General features: G+C 67.4%; 12 protein-coding genes. 5 read left to right on the forward strand and 7 right to left on the reverse strand.

The window, feature by feature from the left end:
* Positions 1-26: 26 nt before the first annotated feature.
* From KHC19_RS09115 to KHC19_RS09125, 3 genes are all read right to left on the reverse strand, one after another.
* A complete protein-coding gene (locus KHC19_RS09115) occupies positions 27-506 on the reverse strand; it encodes a carboxymuconolactone decarboxylase family protein (protein WP_213352047.1) in 480 nt (159 codons plus the stop codon).
* A 178-nt stretch (positions 507-684) separates the two neighbouring features.
* Entirely contained in the window at positions 685-3,846 is a 3,162-nt protein-coding gene (locus KHC19_RS09120; RefSeq protein ID WP_213352048.1) for an efflux RND transporter permease subunit, read from the reverse strand.
* Between the two features lie 6 nt (positions 3,847-3,852).
* Positions 3,853-5,106 carry an efflux RND transporter periplasmic adaptor subunit gene (locus KHC19_RS09125; protein WP_213352049.1) on the reverse strand — a complete coding sequence of 418 codons (1,254 nt, stop codon included), beginning with the start codon at positions 5,104-5,106 and terminating at the stop codon, positions 3,853-3,855.
* Between the two features lie 211 nt (positions 5,107-5,317).
* Here KHC19_RS09125 and KHC19_RS09130 point away from each other — a divergent pair, with 211 nt between their 5' ends.
* The 5 genes from KHC19_RS09130 to KHC19_RS09150 all read left to right on the forward strand — a co-directional run bounded on the left by KHC19_RS09130 (position 5,318) and on the right by KHC19_RS09150 (position 10,721).
* The gene (locus KHC19_RS09130) at positions 5,318-6,721 is read left to right on the forward strand and encodes an L-serine ammonia-lyase (protein WP_213352050.1); all 1,404 of its coding nucleotides are present in this window, start codon (positions 5,318-5,320) and stop codon (positions 6,719-6,721) included.
* A gap of 199 nt (positions 6,722-6,920) precedes the next feature.
* Positions 6,921-7,829, forward strand: a complete 909-nt coding sequence (gene osmF, locus KHC19_RS09135) for a glycine betaine ABC transporter substrate-binding protein OsmF (protein WP_213352297.1) — start codon at positions 6,921-6,923, stop codon at positions 7,827-7,829.
* Positions 7,826-9,055, forward strand: coding sequence for an ABC transporter permease (locus KHC19_RS09140; protein ID WP_213352051.1), 1,230 nt, complete (start codon positions 7,826-7,828; stop codon positions 9,053-9,055). The genes osmF and KHC19_RS09140 overlap by 4 nt, the downstream gene beginning before the upstream one ends.
* On the forward strand, positions 9,052-9,993 hold the full coding sequence (locus KHC19_RS09145; RefSeq protein WP_213352052.1) for an ABC transporter ATP-binding protein: 942 nt from the start codon (positions 9,052-9,054) through the stop codon (positions 9,991-9,993). Before KHC19_RS09140 ends, KHC19_RS09145 begins: the two co-directional genes overlap by 4 nt.
* Positions 9,990-10,721, forward strand: a complete 732-nt coding sequence (locus KHC19_RS09150) for an ABC transporter permease (protein WP_213352053.1) — start codon at positions 9,990-9,992, stop codon at positions 10,719-10,721. The genes KHC19_RS09145 and KHC19_RS09150 overlap by 4 nt, the downstream gene beginning before the upstream one ends.
* Positions 10,722-10,859: 138 nt before the next feature.
* Here the strand turns inward: KHC19_RS09150 and KHC19_RS09155 are convergent, their stop codons facing one another.
* From KHC19_RS09155 to KHC19_RS09170, 4 genes are read right to left on the reverse strand one after another with little or no spacing between them, the layout of a single operon-like run.
* A complete protein-coding gene (locus KHC19_RS09155; protein WP_213352054.1) occupies positions 10,860-11,849 on the reverse strand; it encodes a substrate-binding domain-containing protein in 990 nt (329 codons plus the stop codon).
* The gene (locus KHC19_RS09160; RefSeq protein ID WP_246548550.1) at positions 11,846-13,624 is read right to left on the reverse strand and encodes a thiamine pyrophosphate-binding protein; all 1,779 of its coding nucleotides are present in this window, start codon (positions 13,622-13,624) and stop codon (positions 11,846-11,848) included. The genes KHC19_RS09155 and KHC19_RS09160 overlap by 4 nt, the downstream gene beginning before the upstream one ends.
* A gap of 17 nt (positions 13,625-13,641) precedes the next feature.
* Positions 13,642-15,141, reverse strand: a complete 1,500-nt coding sequence (locus KHC19_RS09165; RefSeq protein WP_213352055.1) for a tripartite tricarboxylate transporter permease — start codon at positions 15,139-15,141, stop codon at positions 13,642-13,644.
* Between the two features lie 7 nt (positions 15,142-15,148).
* Positions 15,149-15,649, reverse strand: a complete 501-nt coding sequence (locus KHC19_RS09170; protein ID WP_246548552.1) for a tripartite tricarboxylate transporter TctB family protein — start codon at positions 15,647-15,649, stop codon at positions 15,149-15,151.
* Positions 15,650-15,691: the final 42 nt, after the last annotated feature.

Here is a 15,691-nt window from a genome sequence, read left to right on the forward strand (position 1 = left end):
CGGGACGAGGCGGGTCAGGCCGGCGTTCAGCTCAGCCCGGCCTTGTCGAGGCCGAAGGCCTTGTCGGCAGAGCCCGGCACGCTGCGAAAGGCGATGGCTACGCGGTTCCACGCATTGATGGCCATGATCTCGAAGGTGAGATCGGAGATCTCCTTTTCCGAGAATTCGCCCCGCACATATTGGTAGGTGTCGTCGGATACCCCGCCTTCCGGCAGTTTCGTCAGCACTTCCGCCCAGGCAAAGGCGGCGCGCTCGCGGGATGTGAACAGGTTGGATTCCCGCCAGATCGCCACGTGATAGAGCCGGAGTTCGCTCTCTCCGCGGATTTTCGCCTCCTTGACGTGCATGTCCAAGCAGAAGGCGCAACCATTGATCTGGGAAACGCGGATCTGCACCAGATCGTGGATCGATTTCTCGATCACGCTGCTCTTGAGGGCAAGACTGAAGTCCGAAAATTTCTTGTAAAATTCGGCAGACTGCTGGACGTAGTTGATGCGCTGGCTCATCGGATGCCTCATTAGGGATATTTGATATCCATAAGGATATTTATCATCCATAATTCGGCGCGCGTAAATGCCGAATCCGCCCTGATCGGGAAATTTTACTTTTCGGTGTGGAGAGGGGCGCGGTGCGTGCGGGAGGGACGCCTCGGCGCCCCTCCCGCACGGTTCGTGATGGGATCGGCTAGAGCGCCTGTTCTCCCGAAGCGTCGTTGGCGGGAGACGCCTCCGTGGTCCTTGCGCGCTTGAAGACGCGGCGCACCGCGACGAACAGCAGCGGCACGAAGAAGATGCCGAGCACGGTTGCCGCGATCATGCCGCCCATCACGCCGATGCCGATGGCATTCTGCGCGCCCGAGCCGGCGCCGCTGGCGATGGCGAGCGGGGTCACGCCGAGGATGAAGGCGAAGGAGGTCATCAGGATCGGCCGCAGCCTTTGGCGCGCGGCATCCAGCGTCGCCTCGACGAGGCCCATGCCGTGCCCTTCGCGCTCGATGGCGAACTCCACGATCAGAATGGCGTTCTTCGCCGCGAGGCCGATGGTGGTGAGCAGGCCGACCTTGAAGTAGACGTCGTTGGTCTGCCCGAACAGATGCGCCCCGAGCAGGGCGCCGAAGATGCCGATCGGCACCGAGAGCATCACCGCGAACGGGATCGACCAGCTCTCATAGAGCGCGGCGAGGCACAGGAAGATCACCAGCACCGAGATGGCATAGAGCGAGGCCGCCTGGTTGCCGGAGAGCTCCTCCTGCTTCGACAGGCCGACCCATTCATGCCCGTATCCGGCCGGCAGCTGGGCGACGAGTTCGTTGATCGCCGTCATCGCGTCGCCGGAGCTGACGCCCTGCGCCGCCTCGCCCTGGATCTCCACCGCCGAGGCGCCGTTGAAGCGCTCGAGACGCGGCGAGCCGAAGGTCCAGCGCGTGGAGGTGAAGGAGGAGAACGGCACCATCGTGCCGTCGGAGTTCCGCACATGCCAGCGGGCGAGGTCCTCCGGCTGCATGCGGAAATCGGCCGAGGACTGGACATAGACTTTCTTCACCCGGCCGCGATCGATGAAGTCGTTGACGTAGTCGCTGCCCCAGGCCGTGGTGAGCGTGTCGTTGATGTCCGACAGCGTCACCCCCAGCGCGCTGGCCTTTTCCTGGTCGATATCGATGACCAGCTGCGGCTCGTCCTCCTGCCCGTTGGGGCGGGTATTGGCGAGGCGCTTGTCGCCGGCGGCCTTGGCAAGCAGCTGGTTGCGGGCGGCGATCAGCTTGTCGTGGCCGGCGCCGTTGACGTCCTGCAGGTAGAAGTCGAAGCCGTTGGAATTGCCCATGCCCTGGATGGCCGGCGGGGCGAGGGCGAAGACGCGGGCATCGGGGAATTTGGAGAAGACGGCCATGGCGCGGCCGGCCACCGCGCTGGCGGAGAGCTCGGCCGATTTGCGCTCGTCGAAGGGGCGCATGCGCAGGAAGGCGATGCCGACATTCTGCCCCTGGCCGCCGAAGCCGAAGCCCTGCACGGTGAACACGCCTTCCACCGCGTCCTTCTCGTTGTCGAGATAGTGGCGGGTGACATCGTTGAGCACCGTCTGGGTCCGGTTGGCGGTGGCGCCCACCGGCAATTGCACGCTGGTGATCAGGATGCCCTGGTCCTCCTGCGGCAGGAAGGAGGAGGGCAGCCGGGCGAACATCCAGCCCATCGCGACGGTGATCAGCGCGAAGATCATCAGGAAGCGGCCGGAGCGGGCCAGCACGCCCGACGTCCCGTTGCGGTAGGCATGGCTGCCGCGGTCGAAGGCGCGGTTGAAGGCCCCGAACAGGCCGCGCTGCTTCGCGTGGCCGGCTTCGCCATGGGCTTTGCGCGGCTTCAATATGGTGGCGCAAAGTGCGGGGGTGAGGATCAGGGCGACCAGCACCGACAGCACCATGGCCGAGACGATGGTGACCGAGAACTGCCGGTAGATGATGCCCACCGAGCCGCCGAAGAATGCCATCGGCACGAAAACGGCGGAAAGCACGGTGGCGATGCCGATGAGCGCGCCGGTGATCTCGTCCATCGATTTGCGGGTGGCCTCTCGCGGGGAGAGGCCTTCCTCCTCCATCACCCGCTCGACATTCTCCACCACCACGATGGCGTCATCGACCAAGAGGCCGATGGCCAGCACCATGGCGAACATGGTCAGGGTGTTGATGGAATAGCCGAACAGCGCCAGCACCCCGAAGGTGCCGAGCAGCACCACCGGCACCGCGATGGTGGGGATGATGGTGGCGCGGATGTTCTGCAGGAAGACGAACATCACCACGAAGACGAGGACGATGGCTTCGCCCAGCGTCTTCACCACTTCCTCGATGGAAAGTACCACGAAGGGGGTGGTGTCGTAGGGATAGACCACCTCCAGCCCTTCCGGGAAGGTGCCGGACAGCCGCTGGATCGCCGCTTTCACGCCTTCCGCGGTGCTGATGGCATTGGCGCCGGTGGCGAGGTTGATGCCGAGGCCGGCGGCGGGCTTGCCGTTATAGCTCGCCGTGGTGGTGTAGCTTTCCGCGCCGAGCTCGACGGTGGCGACGTCGTTCAGCCGCACCAGCGAACCGTCGCTGGTGCTCTTGATGATGATGTTGCGGAACTGCTCCGGCGTCTGCAGCCGGCCGCGCGCGGTGACGGTGGCGTTGAGCTGCTGGCCCTTGCGCTGCGGCAGGCCGCCCAACTGGCCGGCCGAGACCTGGGTATTCTGCGCCTCGATGGCCGAACTGATGTCGCTCGGCATCAGCTGGTACTTGGCCAGCTTGTCCGGGTCGAGCCAGATGCGCATCGAATAGGACGAGCCGAACACCTGGGTGGTGCCGACGCCGTCGACGCGCCGCAGCGTGTCGTTGAGGGTGGAATCCACATAGTCGGCGATGTCGATCGAGGACATCGAGCCGTTGGTCGACACGAAGCCGATCACCATCAGGAAGCTGTCGGAAGCCTTGTCGACCTCGATGCCGCTGGTCTGCACGATGGTCGGCAGCTGCGAATTGACCAGTTGCAGCTTGTTCTGCACCTGCATCTGCGCCACGTCGGGGTCGGCGGCGCTGGTGAAGGTGATGGAGATCGAGGCCTGGCCCGTCGAGGTCGAGGTGGCCGACATGTAGTCGAGATTGTCGAGGCCGGTCATGCCCTGCTCGATGACCTTGGTCACCGAGTTCTCCACCGTCTGCGCGTCGGCTCCCGGATAGGAGGCGGTGATGCGCACCGTGGTGGGGGCGATCTGCGGATATTGCGCGATCGACAGCGAGTTGAGGGCCAGCAGGCCGCCCAGCATGATCAGGATGGCGATGACCCAGGCGAAGACGGGCCTGTCGATGAAGAAGCGTGCCACGACGCCTTACTCCTGCGCGGTGCCGGCCGGCGTGCCGGCGGCGGCGTAGTGGCGGTCGGCGGGCCGTGCGCTTTCCTTGCCGCGGTCGCGGACCTCGCCGGTGGTCTCGTCGATGGTGACTTCCACCGGCGAGGCCATCTGTCCCGCGGTGACAAACTGGCTGCCCTCGACCACGACCCGGTCGCCATCGGCGATGCCGCTTTCGACCAGCCAGTTGTTGCCGACGCTGCGGCCGATGGCGAGCAGGCGCTGCTCGACCTTGCCGTCGCCATTGACCATCAGCGCCACCGGCTCGCCCTTGGTGTTGCGGGTCACGGCGCGCTGCGGCACCAGGAAGCTGTTCGGCGCCACGCCCTCCTCGACGATGGCGCGCACATACATGCCAGGCAGCAGCAGGCGGTCGGGATTGGGGAACTGGGCGCGCACGCCGAAGGTGCCGGTGGTTTCGTCGACATAGGCCGAGGCGAATTCCAGCGTGCCCTCATGCGGATAGGGCGTGCCGTTGTCGAGCTTCAGGCGAACCTTGACGTCCTTGCCGGCGATCTTGATGCGGCCGTCGCTGATCGCCGCGCGCAGATTCAGCAGGTTGGTACTGGACTGGGTGACATCGACATTGATGGGATCGAGCGTGCGGATGGTCGTCAGGGCCGTGTCCTGGCTCGCGGTGACCAATGCGCCGGGGGTGAGCGAGGATTTGTCGATGCGGCCGCCGATCGGCGCGGTGATGCGGGTATAGTCGAGATTGATCTTGGCGGTGTCGACGCTGGCCTTCGCCGCGGCAACCTCCGCCTTGGCCTGCGCCAGCGAGGCCGAGGCGTCGTCATAGTCCTGCTTGCTCACCGCGTTCTGCTTGATGAGGCCCTGGTAGCGTTCGAGCTTGGCCTGGGCGCTGGGCACGGCGGCCTCGGCCTTCTGCAGGCTGGCCACCGCGCTGTCATAGCTGGCCTGATAGCTGGCCGGATCGATCTGGTAGAGCGGATCGCCGGTCTTCACCTCGCTGCCCTCCTGGAACAGCCGCTCCTTGATGATCCCGCCCACTTGCGGGCGCACCTCGGCAATCAGCGAGGCGGTGGTGCGGCCCGGCATCTCGGCCGTGACGGCAACGGATTGGGGGTGCAGCGTCACCACACCGACCTGCGGGCGCTCCGACGTGCCGGGTGCCTGGGAGGTGGCCGCGTCGCGCCCATCGCAGCCCGCGACGAGGAGCAATATGAGGCCCGATATCGGCAGCAGCGCGGACCGCCTTGCGTAGATCGACATCCCAGCACAATCCCATTTTAGGAAACTAATTGGTATCCATATTACCCGGATCTCTGCCGTGTCAACCGTTGGGGCATAGTGGCGGGAGGGTTCATCCGTGCCGGCCTCGCCGGAAATCGCCCCGTGGCGGTGCGATCCTCAGGATTCCCTCGGTCCGGCGGGTGCAGTACTCTTTCCCGCGCCGTCGACGCGGACGGTGGTGAGAAGCATCATGTTCCTGTCCGTCTTCGAGCTCTTTAAGATCGGCATCGGGCCGTCCAGTTCTCATACGATGGGGCCGATGACCGCGGCGGCGCGTTTCCTGGAGGATGTGAAGAGGGAGGAGTGGCGGCGGCGGCCGGACGATCATGTCGCCCGCATCACCGCCCGCCTGCACGGATCGCTGGCCTATACCGGCGTTGGACACGGGTCGGACCGTGCCGTGATCCTCGGCCTTGCGGGAAAGACGCCGTTGACCGTGGATCCCGACGAGGTCGAGGCCATCGTCCAGGCCGTGTCAGCGTCGCACCTTGTGAGGCCGTCCGGTCATCCGGCCTATGTGTTCGACCCGGCGACGGACCTCGTTCTGGACAAGACGACGCCGCTGCCGGGCCACGCGAACGGCATGACCTTCCAGGGCCACGACGCCGAGGGCCGCGTGCTGGTCGAGCATGTCTATTATTCGATCGGCGGCGGGTTCGTCCTCTCGGAGGAGGAGTTGCAGGCGGCCCGATCGAACAAGGCCTCCGCCACGGATCAGCGGGCGGTGCCGTATCCCTTCCGTACCGCCGCCGAAATGTTGTCCATGGCGTCCGAAAGCGGCCTGTCGATCGCCGCGATGAAACGGGCAAATGAAGAGACGTGGATGCCGCGCGCCGAGCTGGACGCGGGATTGGACGCCATCTGGCAGGCCATGAGCCGTTGCATCGAGCGCGGGCTTGCGCAGGACGGCGTCATACCGGGCCGGCTGAAGGTCAAGCGCCGCGCCCGGGCCCTGCATGACAAGCTGGTCGACGACTGGCGGCAGAACCGATCCAATCCGCTGCTCGCCAACGACTGGCTGTCGATCTACGCCATGGCGGTGAACGAGGAGAACGCCGCCGGGGGCCGTGTCGTCACGGCGCCGACGAATGGTGCGGCCGGCGTGGTGCCCGCCGTGATGCGGTACTGGCTGCACTTCAATGCCGAAGCCGACCAGAGAAGCATCCGGGATTTTCTCATGACGGCCGCGGCCATCGGGGGGATCATCAAGTCCAACGCGTCGATCTCGGGTGCCGAAGTCGGGTGCCAGGGCGAGGTGGGATCGGCGGCCGCCATGGCCGCGGCGGGACTGGCAGCTCTCCTGGGCGGGTCTCCCGCGCAGGTGGAGAACGCCGCCGAGATCGCGCTGGAGCATCATCTCGGCATGACCTGCGACCCGATCGGCGGTCTCGTGCAGGTGCCCTGCATCGAACGCAACGCGCTCGGGGCGGTGAAGGCGGTTACCGCCGCCTCGCTGGCGATCAAGGGCGACGGCACGCATTTCGTGCCGCTGGATGTTGCGATCGAGACGATGCGGCAAACCGGCATGGACATGAACGAGAAGTACAAGGAAACCAGTCTCGGAGGCCTGGCGGTCAACGTCGTTGAATGCTGATCGTGCCGCGACGTGGGGCCTGGGTTTCCCGGTGCGGCCGCCCGGCTGAAGCGCTTCGTCGAGGCCGCCCTGAGGCGTGGTGGCGCCAAGGGGAAGCCACGAAGGGAATTGTCTATAAAATTAGTAGTGATATGTCTGTCGGAGGCGTGGGCCTTTTCGGCCACGGGTCTAATGGAGCATTGAAATGACGTTCAGGCGCATTCTCGCCGTTGCCGCGCTTGCAGCCAGCCTCGGCTTCGTCGCGGCCGGGCCGGCTGCCGCCGCCGGCAGCGTGACCGTCGGGTCCAAGATCGACACCGAGGGGGCTGTCCTTGGCAATGTCATTGCACTGCTGCTGAAGCAAGAGGGCATCGACGTGAAGGAGCGGATCTCGCTCGGTCCTACCAAGATCGTGCGCACCGCGCTCCTGCAGGGTGAAATCGACATCTACCCGGAATATACCGGCAATGCCGGCTTCTTCTTCAATGTCGACGCCGACCCGGCATGGAAGAAGGCCGATACCGCCTATGCAAAGGCGAAGGAACTCGATGCGGCCAACAAGATCGTCTGGCTGCAGCCGGCCCCCGCCAACAACACATGGGCGATCGCCGTCCGCGGCGACGTCGCCAAGGCCAATCATCTCGCGACGCTGGAGGATTTCGGCAAATGGGTCGCGAGCGGTGCCGAGGTGAAACTGGCCGGGTCGGCTGAATTCGTGGAAAGCCCGGCGGCGCTGCCGGCCTTCCAGACGGCCTATGGCTTCAAGCTGGGCCAGGATCAGTTGCTCGTTCTCTCCGGCGGCGACACCGCGGCCACGATAAAGGCGGCGGCCGAAGGCACGTCCGGCGTCAATGCCGCCATGGTCTACGGCACGGATGGCGGTATCGCGGCGCTCGATCTGAAGGTGCTCGCCGATACCAAGGGCGTGCAGCCGGTCTATGAGCCGGCGCCCGTTGTCCGGGCCGCGGTATTGGAGGCGAACCCGGAGATCGCCACCATTCTGGCGCCGGCTTTCGCGGCGCTCGATCTCGAAACGCTGCAGTCGCTCAATGCCAAGGTGCAGCTCGAAGGACAGGATGCGCGTTCGGTCGCCAAGGCATGGCTCACCGAAAAAGGCCTGTTGAAGTGAGCCTGACGGACGGTTCAGCGGTTGCCGAGACACCGGAGACCGCTGCCATCCAGAGGAGGACCGGAGGCGCCGGGGCCAACCCGCTGCTGATGCTGATCGTCGCCGGCATGGCGGCCGCCCTGGCGAGCCTGGGTTTCGTATCCGTCGGGCCCAATCGCATCGTCAGCGGCAAGCCGCTTGCGCTGTGGTCGGCGGTGGAGCCGGCGTTTGCCGTCGGCCTCGCAATGCTGATCCTGATGCTGGGACTTGCGGCGCTGCTGCGCTCGGGGGCATGGCGTGACCGCCTCGTCAGCGTCGTTGCCGCGCTCCTCCTGCTGGCAAGCGTGGCAACGGCGGGACATGCGGCCAGCCTGGTCGCCGAGGCTAGCGGGCCGATCGCGCGCACCTCGCTGGGCGCGGCCTTCTGGATCATCGCCGCCGGTTCCGCCTTTGCGTTCGCCGATGCGATGGGGCGGATGGCGCCGCATCCGCTCGCGCAGGTCGTCGTCGCCGCCGCGATGGGTGGTGCGCTCGCCGCGCTTGCCGTCTCCGGCGCGTTGTCGGATCTCTCGCTCGCCCGGGAATTCGCCAATCGCCGCGAAGCTTACGGCGCGGAAGTGCTGCGGCATCTCGCGCTGGTCGGCGGTGCGCTTGCCGGTGCCTTGCCGATCGGCGCCCTGCTCGGCGTCGTGGCCCTGCGGCGCCAGGCCTGGCGCAAGCCGCTCTTCGCGGTGCTGAATCTCATCCAGACGATACCCTCCATCGCGATCTTCGGACTGCTCATCGGCCCGCTCAGTACCTTGTCAGCCTGGCTGCCCGGCCTGCGCTCGCTCGGCGTCGGCGGCATCGGCGCGGCTCCGGCCATCATCGCCCTTACCCTCTACGGCCTGCTGCCGACCGCGCGCGGAACCTTCGCGGGGCTCGCTGCCACGCCGCCGGCCGTCATCGAGGCCGCCCGCGGCATGGGGCTCGACGAGCGGCAGATCCTGTGGCGGGTGTCCATCCCGCTCGCATTGCCGATCCTCATCGCTTCCCTTCGCCTGGTCGTGGTGCAACTTGTCGGCCTCGCCGTGGTGGCGGCGCTCATCGGCGCCGGCGGGCTGGGCGCCTTCATCTTCCAGGGGCTCGGCCAGACGGCCACAGACCTCATCCTGCTCGGCGCGCTGTCGGCCATCGCCCTCGCTCTCGCCGCCGACCTCGCGCTTCGGAGCCTGGGCGCGGCGCTGACGCCCGGAGCCTCCTCATGATCGTGCTCGACCGCCTCACCAAACGTTTCGGCACCACTCTCGCCGTCGACAACCTTTCCCTGACCGTGCCCAATGGGTCCATCTGCGCGCTGGTCGGGGCATCCGGCTGCGGCAAGTCGACGACGCTGCGGCTCATCAACCGCCTCAGCGAGCCGGATGGCGGGCACGTCCTGATCGACGGCACCGACGCCGCCAGCCTGGCGCCCGTCGCGCTTCGCCGGCGCATCGGCTACGTCATCCAGTCGATCGGGCTGTTCCCGCATTGGAGCATCGCCCGCAATATCGGCACCGTGCCCGAACTCCTGGGCTGGCCGGCGCATCGGGTGGCGCAGCGCGTCGACGAATTGCTGGATCTCGTCGGCCTCGATCCCGCCCGCTATCGCAGCCGGCGCCCGCATGAGCTTTCCGGCGGGCAGCAGCAGCGGGTCGGCGTCGCCCGCGCTCTTGCCGCCGACCCGGACCTGCTGCTGATGGACGAGCCGTTCGGCGCCCTCGACCCTGTGACCCGGGACGGCCTGCAGGGCGCGCTTCTCGATATTCAGGCGCGGACCCGCAAGACCGTCGTCATCGTCACCCACGACATCGACGAGGCGATCCGTCTTGCCTCGCTGATCGCCGTGCTGGACGGCGGGCGGCTGATCCAGCAGGGCTCGCCCCATGAGCTGCTTGCCCGACCTGCCAATGCCTTTGTCGAAGCTTTCGTCGGCGGTCCCCGTCGTGGCCTGCGGCTGTTGCAGGTCACGCCGGTCGGCGAGCGCACCCGTTATGGGATGGGCGCGGAAGGCGTCCCGATCGATGCCGGGGCGACGCTCGACGTGGCCCTGGAGCGGATGGTGACGGGCAACATCGATCGGATCCCGGTGCTCGACCGGGCAACCGGCCGGAGCGGCGCGCTTTCATTGACCGATATCGTGGCACCGGACGGGGCGTTGCGATGAGCCGGCTCCTGCGTCTGGCGGGCCGTCCGGCCGTGTGGGTCAGCGGGGCATTCCTCCTCGTCCTGGGCGCGCTCCCCTACAGTGCAGGACTGTTCGGAGCGCTGTTCCCGGACCTGCCGCGCCCGCTCTATAGCCGGGCGAGCTTCCTCGATCTCGCGCTCTCGCACGCGGCACTGGTCGGCATCGCCACGCTGGTGGTCGTCGGGGTGGGTATCGGTGTCGGCATCTTCGTGACCCGTCCGGTCGGTCGCGACTTCGCCGGGCCGATCGATACGCTGACCGCCGTGGGGCAGACATTCCCGCCGACCGCGGTGCTGGCGCTGGCTGTCCCGGCAATGGGCTATGGCGGCGCGCCGACGGTCATGGCGTTGATCGTCTACGGCTTGTTGCCGGTGGTGAGCGCCACCATTGCCGGCCTGAACGCCGTGCCGAGGGCGCCGATGCAGGCGGCGGACGGAATCGGCCTCTCGCCCGGGGGCCGGCTTCTCAAGGTCGAACTGCCGCTTGCCGCGCCGGTCATCCTGTCGGGCGTGCGCACCTCGGTGGTCCTCAACATCGGAACCGCCACGATAGGGTCGACGGTCGGCGCTCTCACGCTGGGGTCGCCGATCATAGAGGGATTGTCCGGCTCCAATCCCGCCTATGTCATCCAGGGGGCTGTTCTTGTCGGCCTGTTCGCGGTGGCGGCCGATCTATGGCTCGACGAGCTGGAGCGGGCGTTGACCTAGAGCGTTTTCGAGCGAAGTGGAATCCGGTTCGCGTGAAGAAAACGCCTTGAAACAAGAACCTGGCACGTGCTGAAGCCTCGATGCGACAGCGCCCGGCGGAAACGGATCATCCGCCAGGCCGTTGCCCGGACCCTATCGTCAGCCCAGCGGGAAGATATCGGGCACTGCCTGGATTCGCTCCACGATGCCCTGTTCGAACTGGTAGCGGGCGAAGGTCTCGATCGCCCGCCGGTTCGCTTCCAGCCCGTAGGGCCAGTAATCCGCTGCCATCGCCGCCTCGGTCTCGCGCAGCGATGCCTCCTGCCAGGGGAGCATGGCGGTGTCGTAGGCATATTGATGCAGCTCGCCGGCGGCGAAGGCCTTGGCCGCCCCGAACGCCTCGGCGAGCGCGGCGGGCAGGCCGGGATGGCGTTCCACTATATCGGCGCGGATGCCGATCACGTGCATCAGCGGGAACAGCCCGGTGCGGCGGTAATAGTCCTTCTCCGCCGCGGGTATGTCGGCGAACAGGCGCCGGATCGCCGGATGCCCCTGCGCGAAGGCCTGCGGCGCGCGCGGGGCGATGATGGCATCGATGCGCCCCTCCAGCATCTGCTGCCACAAGGTCTCGCCAGCGCCGAGCCGGGTAACGGCGAAGCGGGCGGGCAATTCGATCGGCACCTTTTCCTCGCGCCCCGGCGCGTCGATGCCGCCGATCACCCAATGCACCTTGTCGGCGCTCACCCCGTAGTCGTCGGAGAGCAGGCCGCGCACCCAGACATTGGCGGTCAGCTGGTATTCCGGCACGCCGATGCGCCGGCCGGCGAGATCCTCCGGCCGGGCGATGCCGGCGTCGGAGCGGATATAGATCGCGCTGTGCCGGAACTTGCGCGAGACGAAGATCGGCAGGCCGACATAGCGGCAGGTGCCGCGCGCGCGCAGCAGCGCATAGGTGCTGAGCGACATTTCGGTGATGTCGAACTCGCCGCCCAGCATGCCGCGCAGGAATACCTCCTCCGGCGGCAGGATCGCCCAGTCCAGCCGGAAGCCGGCCGGGCGGACCACGCCGGCGATCAGCGGCCAGGTGCGGTCATAGGCGCCGCAGCCGACGGTGAGCGCCTCGGCCGGCGCCATCTGGAACTCGCTCATTTGCTCGAATATCCCGGCACGATCAGCGCATCGATGACATAGCGGCCACCGGCTGCCACTACCGCCGCGCCCTTTTCCAGCTCGGCGCGGAGCTCGGCGACGCTGGAGACCGGGGCGCCGCCGGAAAAACCCTGCGCCCGCGCCAGCGCGATGATGTCCGGCGGCGGGTCGTCGAGCCGCTGGCCGATCCACTTGTTCTCCACCGGCCGGCCGCGCTCGCGCGCCATCCGCTCCTGATGCACCTCGTCGTTGAAGTAGGAGCGGTTGTTGGAGACCACCAGCATCATCGGCACTTCGCCGCGCGAGGCGGTCCACAGCGCGTTGACGCCCATCAGATAGTCGCCGTCGCCGATGACGCCGACCGTCATCCGGCCGCTGTCGCGCAGGGCGATGGCGGCGCCGATGGTGTGACCCGGCCCGGTGCCGACCGCGCCGCCGCCATCCTTGCCGAGGAAGTCGAGCGGCGTGCGGAAGCGCGACGCCTGCCGCGGCCAGCCGAAGGCCAGCCGGGCGAAAGTCACCGGCCGCTCGCGACCGAAGGCGGCGAGCGTGTAGGCGAGCTGCTCGGAATTGAACGGCGCCGCCTCGTCCGGCCCCTCCGGCGCGGCGAGCGTCCAGTGACGCTCGGCCGCCACCAGCGGCGATGCCGGGGGCCAGTCCTTCTCGACGTCGAGCCGTTCCAGCAGCTGCGCGACGAAGCGGTCGGGGTCGGCGAGCACGCGCAGATCCACGGCCGGCAGCGCCTGATGGTCCATGCTCCAGCCATTATGGACATAGCTGTCGAGCGAGCAGTGGACGATGGTGGCGGCGACCGGTTCCTGTGTCTGCGAGGCGCCGGAGCGGGCGGCGAGGAAGCCGGCGAGATCGTGCCAGTCGAAGCTGACGATCAGGTCGGCGGCGGCCAGCACCTCCGCCTCGGCGTCGGTCGGGCGCTCGCCCACCGGCGCGAGGGCATGCAGGCCATGCTCGGTGGGAAATACCGAGGCATTGTGCAGCGTGGTCAGCACCAGGGCGCCGAGGCGCTCGGCGAGCGCGACGCGCCGGTTCCAGTCATCCGCCGCGCGCGAGCCGCGCCCGAACAGCAGCACCGGCGCCCTTGCGGTACGCAGCAGCGTGACGATCCGCTCCATGTCCTCGCCGGCCGCCGCCGGCGGGCGTGGCGGGGCGTAGCGGCGTACGTCCGGCACCTTCACCTCGCGGTCTAGCCGGCTCTCCTGCATCTCGGCGTCGAGGCAGACATAGACCGGGCCGGTGGGCGCGGTGCGGGCGATCTGGTCGGCGCGCAGCACCGATTCCACCGCCGCCTCGGCCGAGGCCGGCTGGTCGTCCCATTTGGTGTAGTGGCGCACCAGCGCGCCCTGGTCGCGCGCGGTGTGGATCCAGTCGATCCACGGCCGGCGTTTATGCGCGTCGACCGGGCCGGTGGCGCCGAGGATCAGCATCGGCCGGCGGTCGCACCAGGCGTTGAAGATCGACATGGTGGCGTGCATCAGCCCGACATTGGAATGCAGCGCCACCGCCATCGGCTCGTTGGCGACGCGCGAGAAGCCGTCGGCGATGGCGACCGCGTGGCCCTCGTGCAGGCAGACGATCATCTCGGGGTCGTGGTTGCCGAGATGGTTGACCAGGCTGTCATGCAGGCCGCGGAAGCTCGCGCCGGGCACCAGCGCGATGTAGCGGTAGCCGAGCGCGCGCACGGTCTCAGCGACCACGTCGCTGCCCCAGAGCTCCTTCTGCGCCGTCAGCGTCTCGGTGGTTTTCATGGCGGTGTTCATGGATCCGTTCCGGTCTGTCAGTCGACGAAGACCTCGTCGCGCCCGCGCCGGATGGACGGCAAAATGCCGACGGCGAGCATGACGATGGCGAGCACGATGAAGAAGGCGGCGATCGGCCGCTCGACGAAGGTGAGGAAGCTGCCGCGCGAGATCATCAGCGCCTGCCGCAGGTTCTCCTCCATCATCCGGCCGAGCACGAAGCCCAGAGTGAGCGGCGCCGGCTCGAAGTTGAACTTGGAGAGCGCGTAGCCGAACACCGCGAGGGCGGCCATGATCAGGATGTCGGCCGGCTCGGAATTGATGGAGTACACGCCGATGCAGCAGAAGATGACGATGCCGACGAACATAAGCCGGTAGGGCACGTTGAGCAGCTTCACCCACAGCCCGACCAGCGGCAGGTTGATGATGAGCAGCATCAGATTGCCCATCCACATCGAGGCGATAAGACCCCAGAACAGGTCCGGCATCTTGGTCATGATCTGCGGGCCCGGCACGATGCCGTGGATGGTCATCGCGCCGACCATCAGCGCCATCACCGCATTGGGCGGAATGCCGAGGGTGAGCAGCGGGATGAAGGAGGTTTGCGCGCCGGCATTGTTGGCGCTCTCCGGTCCCGCCACCCCTTCGATCGCCCCGCGCCCGAAACGGCCGGGCTGGCGGGCCAGCTTCTTCTCCAGCGTATAGGAGGCATAGGGCGCCAGCACCGCGCCATTGCCGGGCAGGATGCCGAGGATGCTGCCGAGCAGGGTGCCGCGCAGGATCGGCCTGGCCGAGGCCCGCAGTTCCTCCCGGCTGGGCAGCAGGCTGCCGATCCGTGTCTGCCTCACCTGCCGCGCCTCTCCATGCTCGAGGCTGCGGAACACTTCGGCGATGCCGAACAGGCCCATGCCGAGCAGCGCGATCTCGATGCCGTCGGCGAGCCATACGGCGCCGAAGGTCAGACGCAGCTGGCCGGTGGTGAGGTCCGGTCCGATCGTCGACAGAAGGATGCCGATCAGGATCATGATGATCGCCTTGAACACCGAGCCGCGGGCGAGCAGCACGGCGAAGGCGAGGCCGGTGAGCATCAGCGCGAAATATTCCGCCGGGCCGAATACCAGCGCCAGGCTGGCGAGCGGCGAGGCCAGCGCGGCGATGACCACGGTGGCGATGGTGCCGGCGACGAAGGAGCCGATCGCCGAAATGCCGAGCGCCGCGCCCGCGCGTCCCTGCCGCGCCATCTCGTGACCGTCGAGCGCGGTGACGACGGCGCTCGATTCGCCGGGGATGTTGAGCAGGATCGAGGCGGTGGAGCCGCCATATTGCGCGCCATAATAGATGCCGGCGAGCATGATCAGCGCCGCCGTCGGGTCGAGCCCGAAGGTCAGCGGCAGCAGGATGGCGATGGTGGCGATCGGGCCGATGCCGGGCAGCACGCCGATCAGCGTGCCGAGCATGCAGCCGGCGAAGCACAGCAGCACATTCACCGGCGACAGCGCGACACCCACCCCGTGAACGAGATTCTGGAGGAAATCCATCGGAGGCTCAGAACTGGATCGAGAGGGCCGGCAGGACCAGCATCGGCAGCGGCTGGTTCAGCAGGACACGGAAGACCACGGCGCAGAACACCGTCATCGCCACGGTGAAGATGACGAGTTCGAGCGGACGCACCTCCCGCGAGCCGAAGCCGGCGGTGAGCATCGACAGCGGCGCCGCCACCAGAAAGCCCACCGAACGGATCGTCGCGGCGAAGATGACGAGCGAGGCCAGCACGAAGATCGGGCCGCGCAAGTGCCAGCGCTCCAGCGCCTCGCCTTCCTTCAGGAAGCTCAGCACCACCAGCACGGCGCCGCCGAGCCCGATGCCGACCGCGGTCCAGCGCGGCACCATGGCCGGCCCCATGGTGCGCAGCGTGCCTTGCGACAGCCCGCTGAGCATCCACACCACGAAGGCGGCGGCCACGATGAGAAACGCGCCGGCGACGAAGTTCTGCGGCGAGCGGATGACGGGGTGGATCCCGTCTCCGCCCTTGTTCAGCAAGGACATGCGATCCTCCTTGATCGGCCTGTCAACGTGCGGACGGAGGCG

The sequence above is a fragment of the Ancylobacter oerskovii genome, assembly GCF_018390555.1.
Taxonomy (GTDB): domain Bacteria; phylum Pseudomonadota; class Alphaproteobacteria; order Rhizobiales; family Xanthobacteraceae; genus Ancylobacter; species Ancylobacter oerskovii.

Bases quoted from the DNA above. Each gene is read 5' to 3' on its own strand.
- KHC19_RS09115 (WP_213352047.1), bottom strand. From the start codon at position 506: ATGAGCCAGCGCATCAACTACGTCCAGCAGTCTGCCGAATTTTACAAG.
- KHC19_RS09145 (WP_213352052.1), top strand. From the start codon at position 9,052: ATGATCGTGCTCGACCGCCTCACCAAACGTTTCGGCACCACTCTCGCC.
- KHC19_RS09170 (WP_246548552.1), bottom strand. From the start codon at position 15,649: ATGTCCTTGCTGAACAAGGGCGGAGACGGGATCCACCCCGTCATCCGC.
- KHC19_RS09160 (WP_246548550.1), bottom strand. From the start codon at position 13,624: ATGAACACCGCCATGAAAACCACCGAGACGCTGACGGCGCAGAAGGAG.
- KHC19_RS09125 (WP_213352049.1), bottom strand. From the start codon at position 5,106: ATGTCGATCTACGCAAGGCGGTCCGCGCTGCTGCCGATATCGGGCCTC.
- KHC19_RS09155 (WP_213352054.1), bottom strand. From the start codon at position 11,849: ATGAGCGAGTTCCAGATGGCGCCGGCCGAGGCGCTCACCGTCGGCTGC.
- KHC19_RS09165 (WP_213352055.1), bottom strand. From the start codon at position 15,141: ATGGATTTCCTCCAGAATCTCGTTCACGGGGTGGGTGTCGCGCTGTCG.
- KHC19_RS09150 (WP_213352053.1), top strand. From the start codon at position 9,990: ATGAGCCGGCTCCTGCGTCTGGCGGGCCGTCCGGCCGTGTGGGTCAGC.
- KHC19_RS09130 (WP_213352050.1), top strand. From the start codon at position 5,318: ATGTTCCTGTCCGTCTTCGAGCTCTTTAAGATCGGCATCGGGCCGTCC.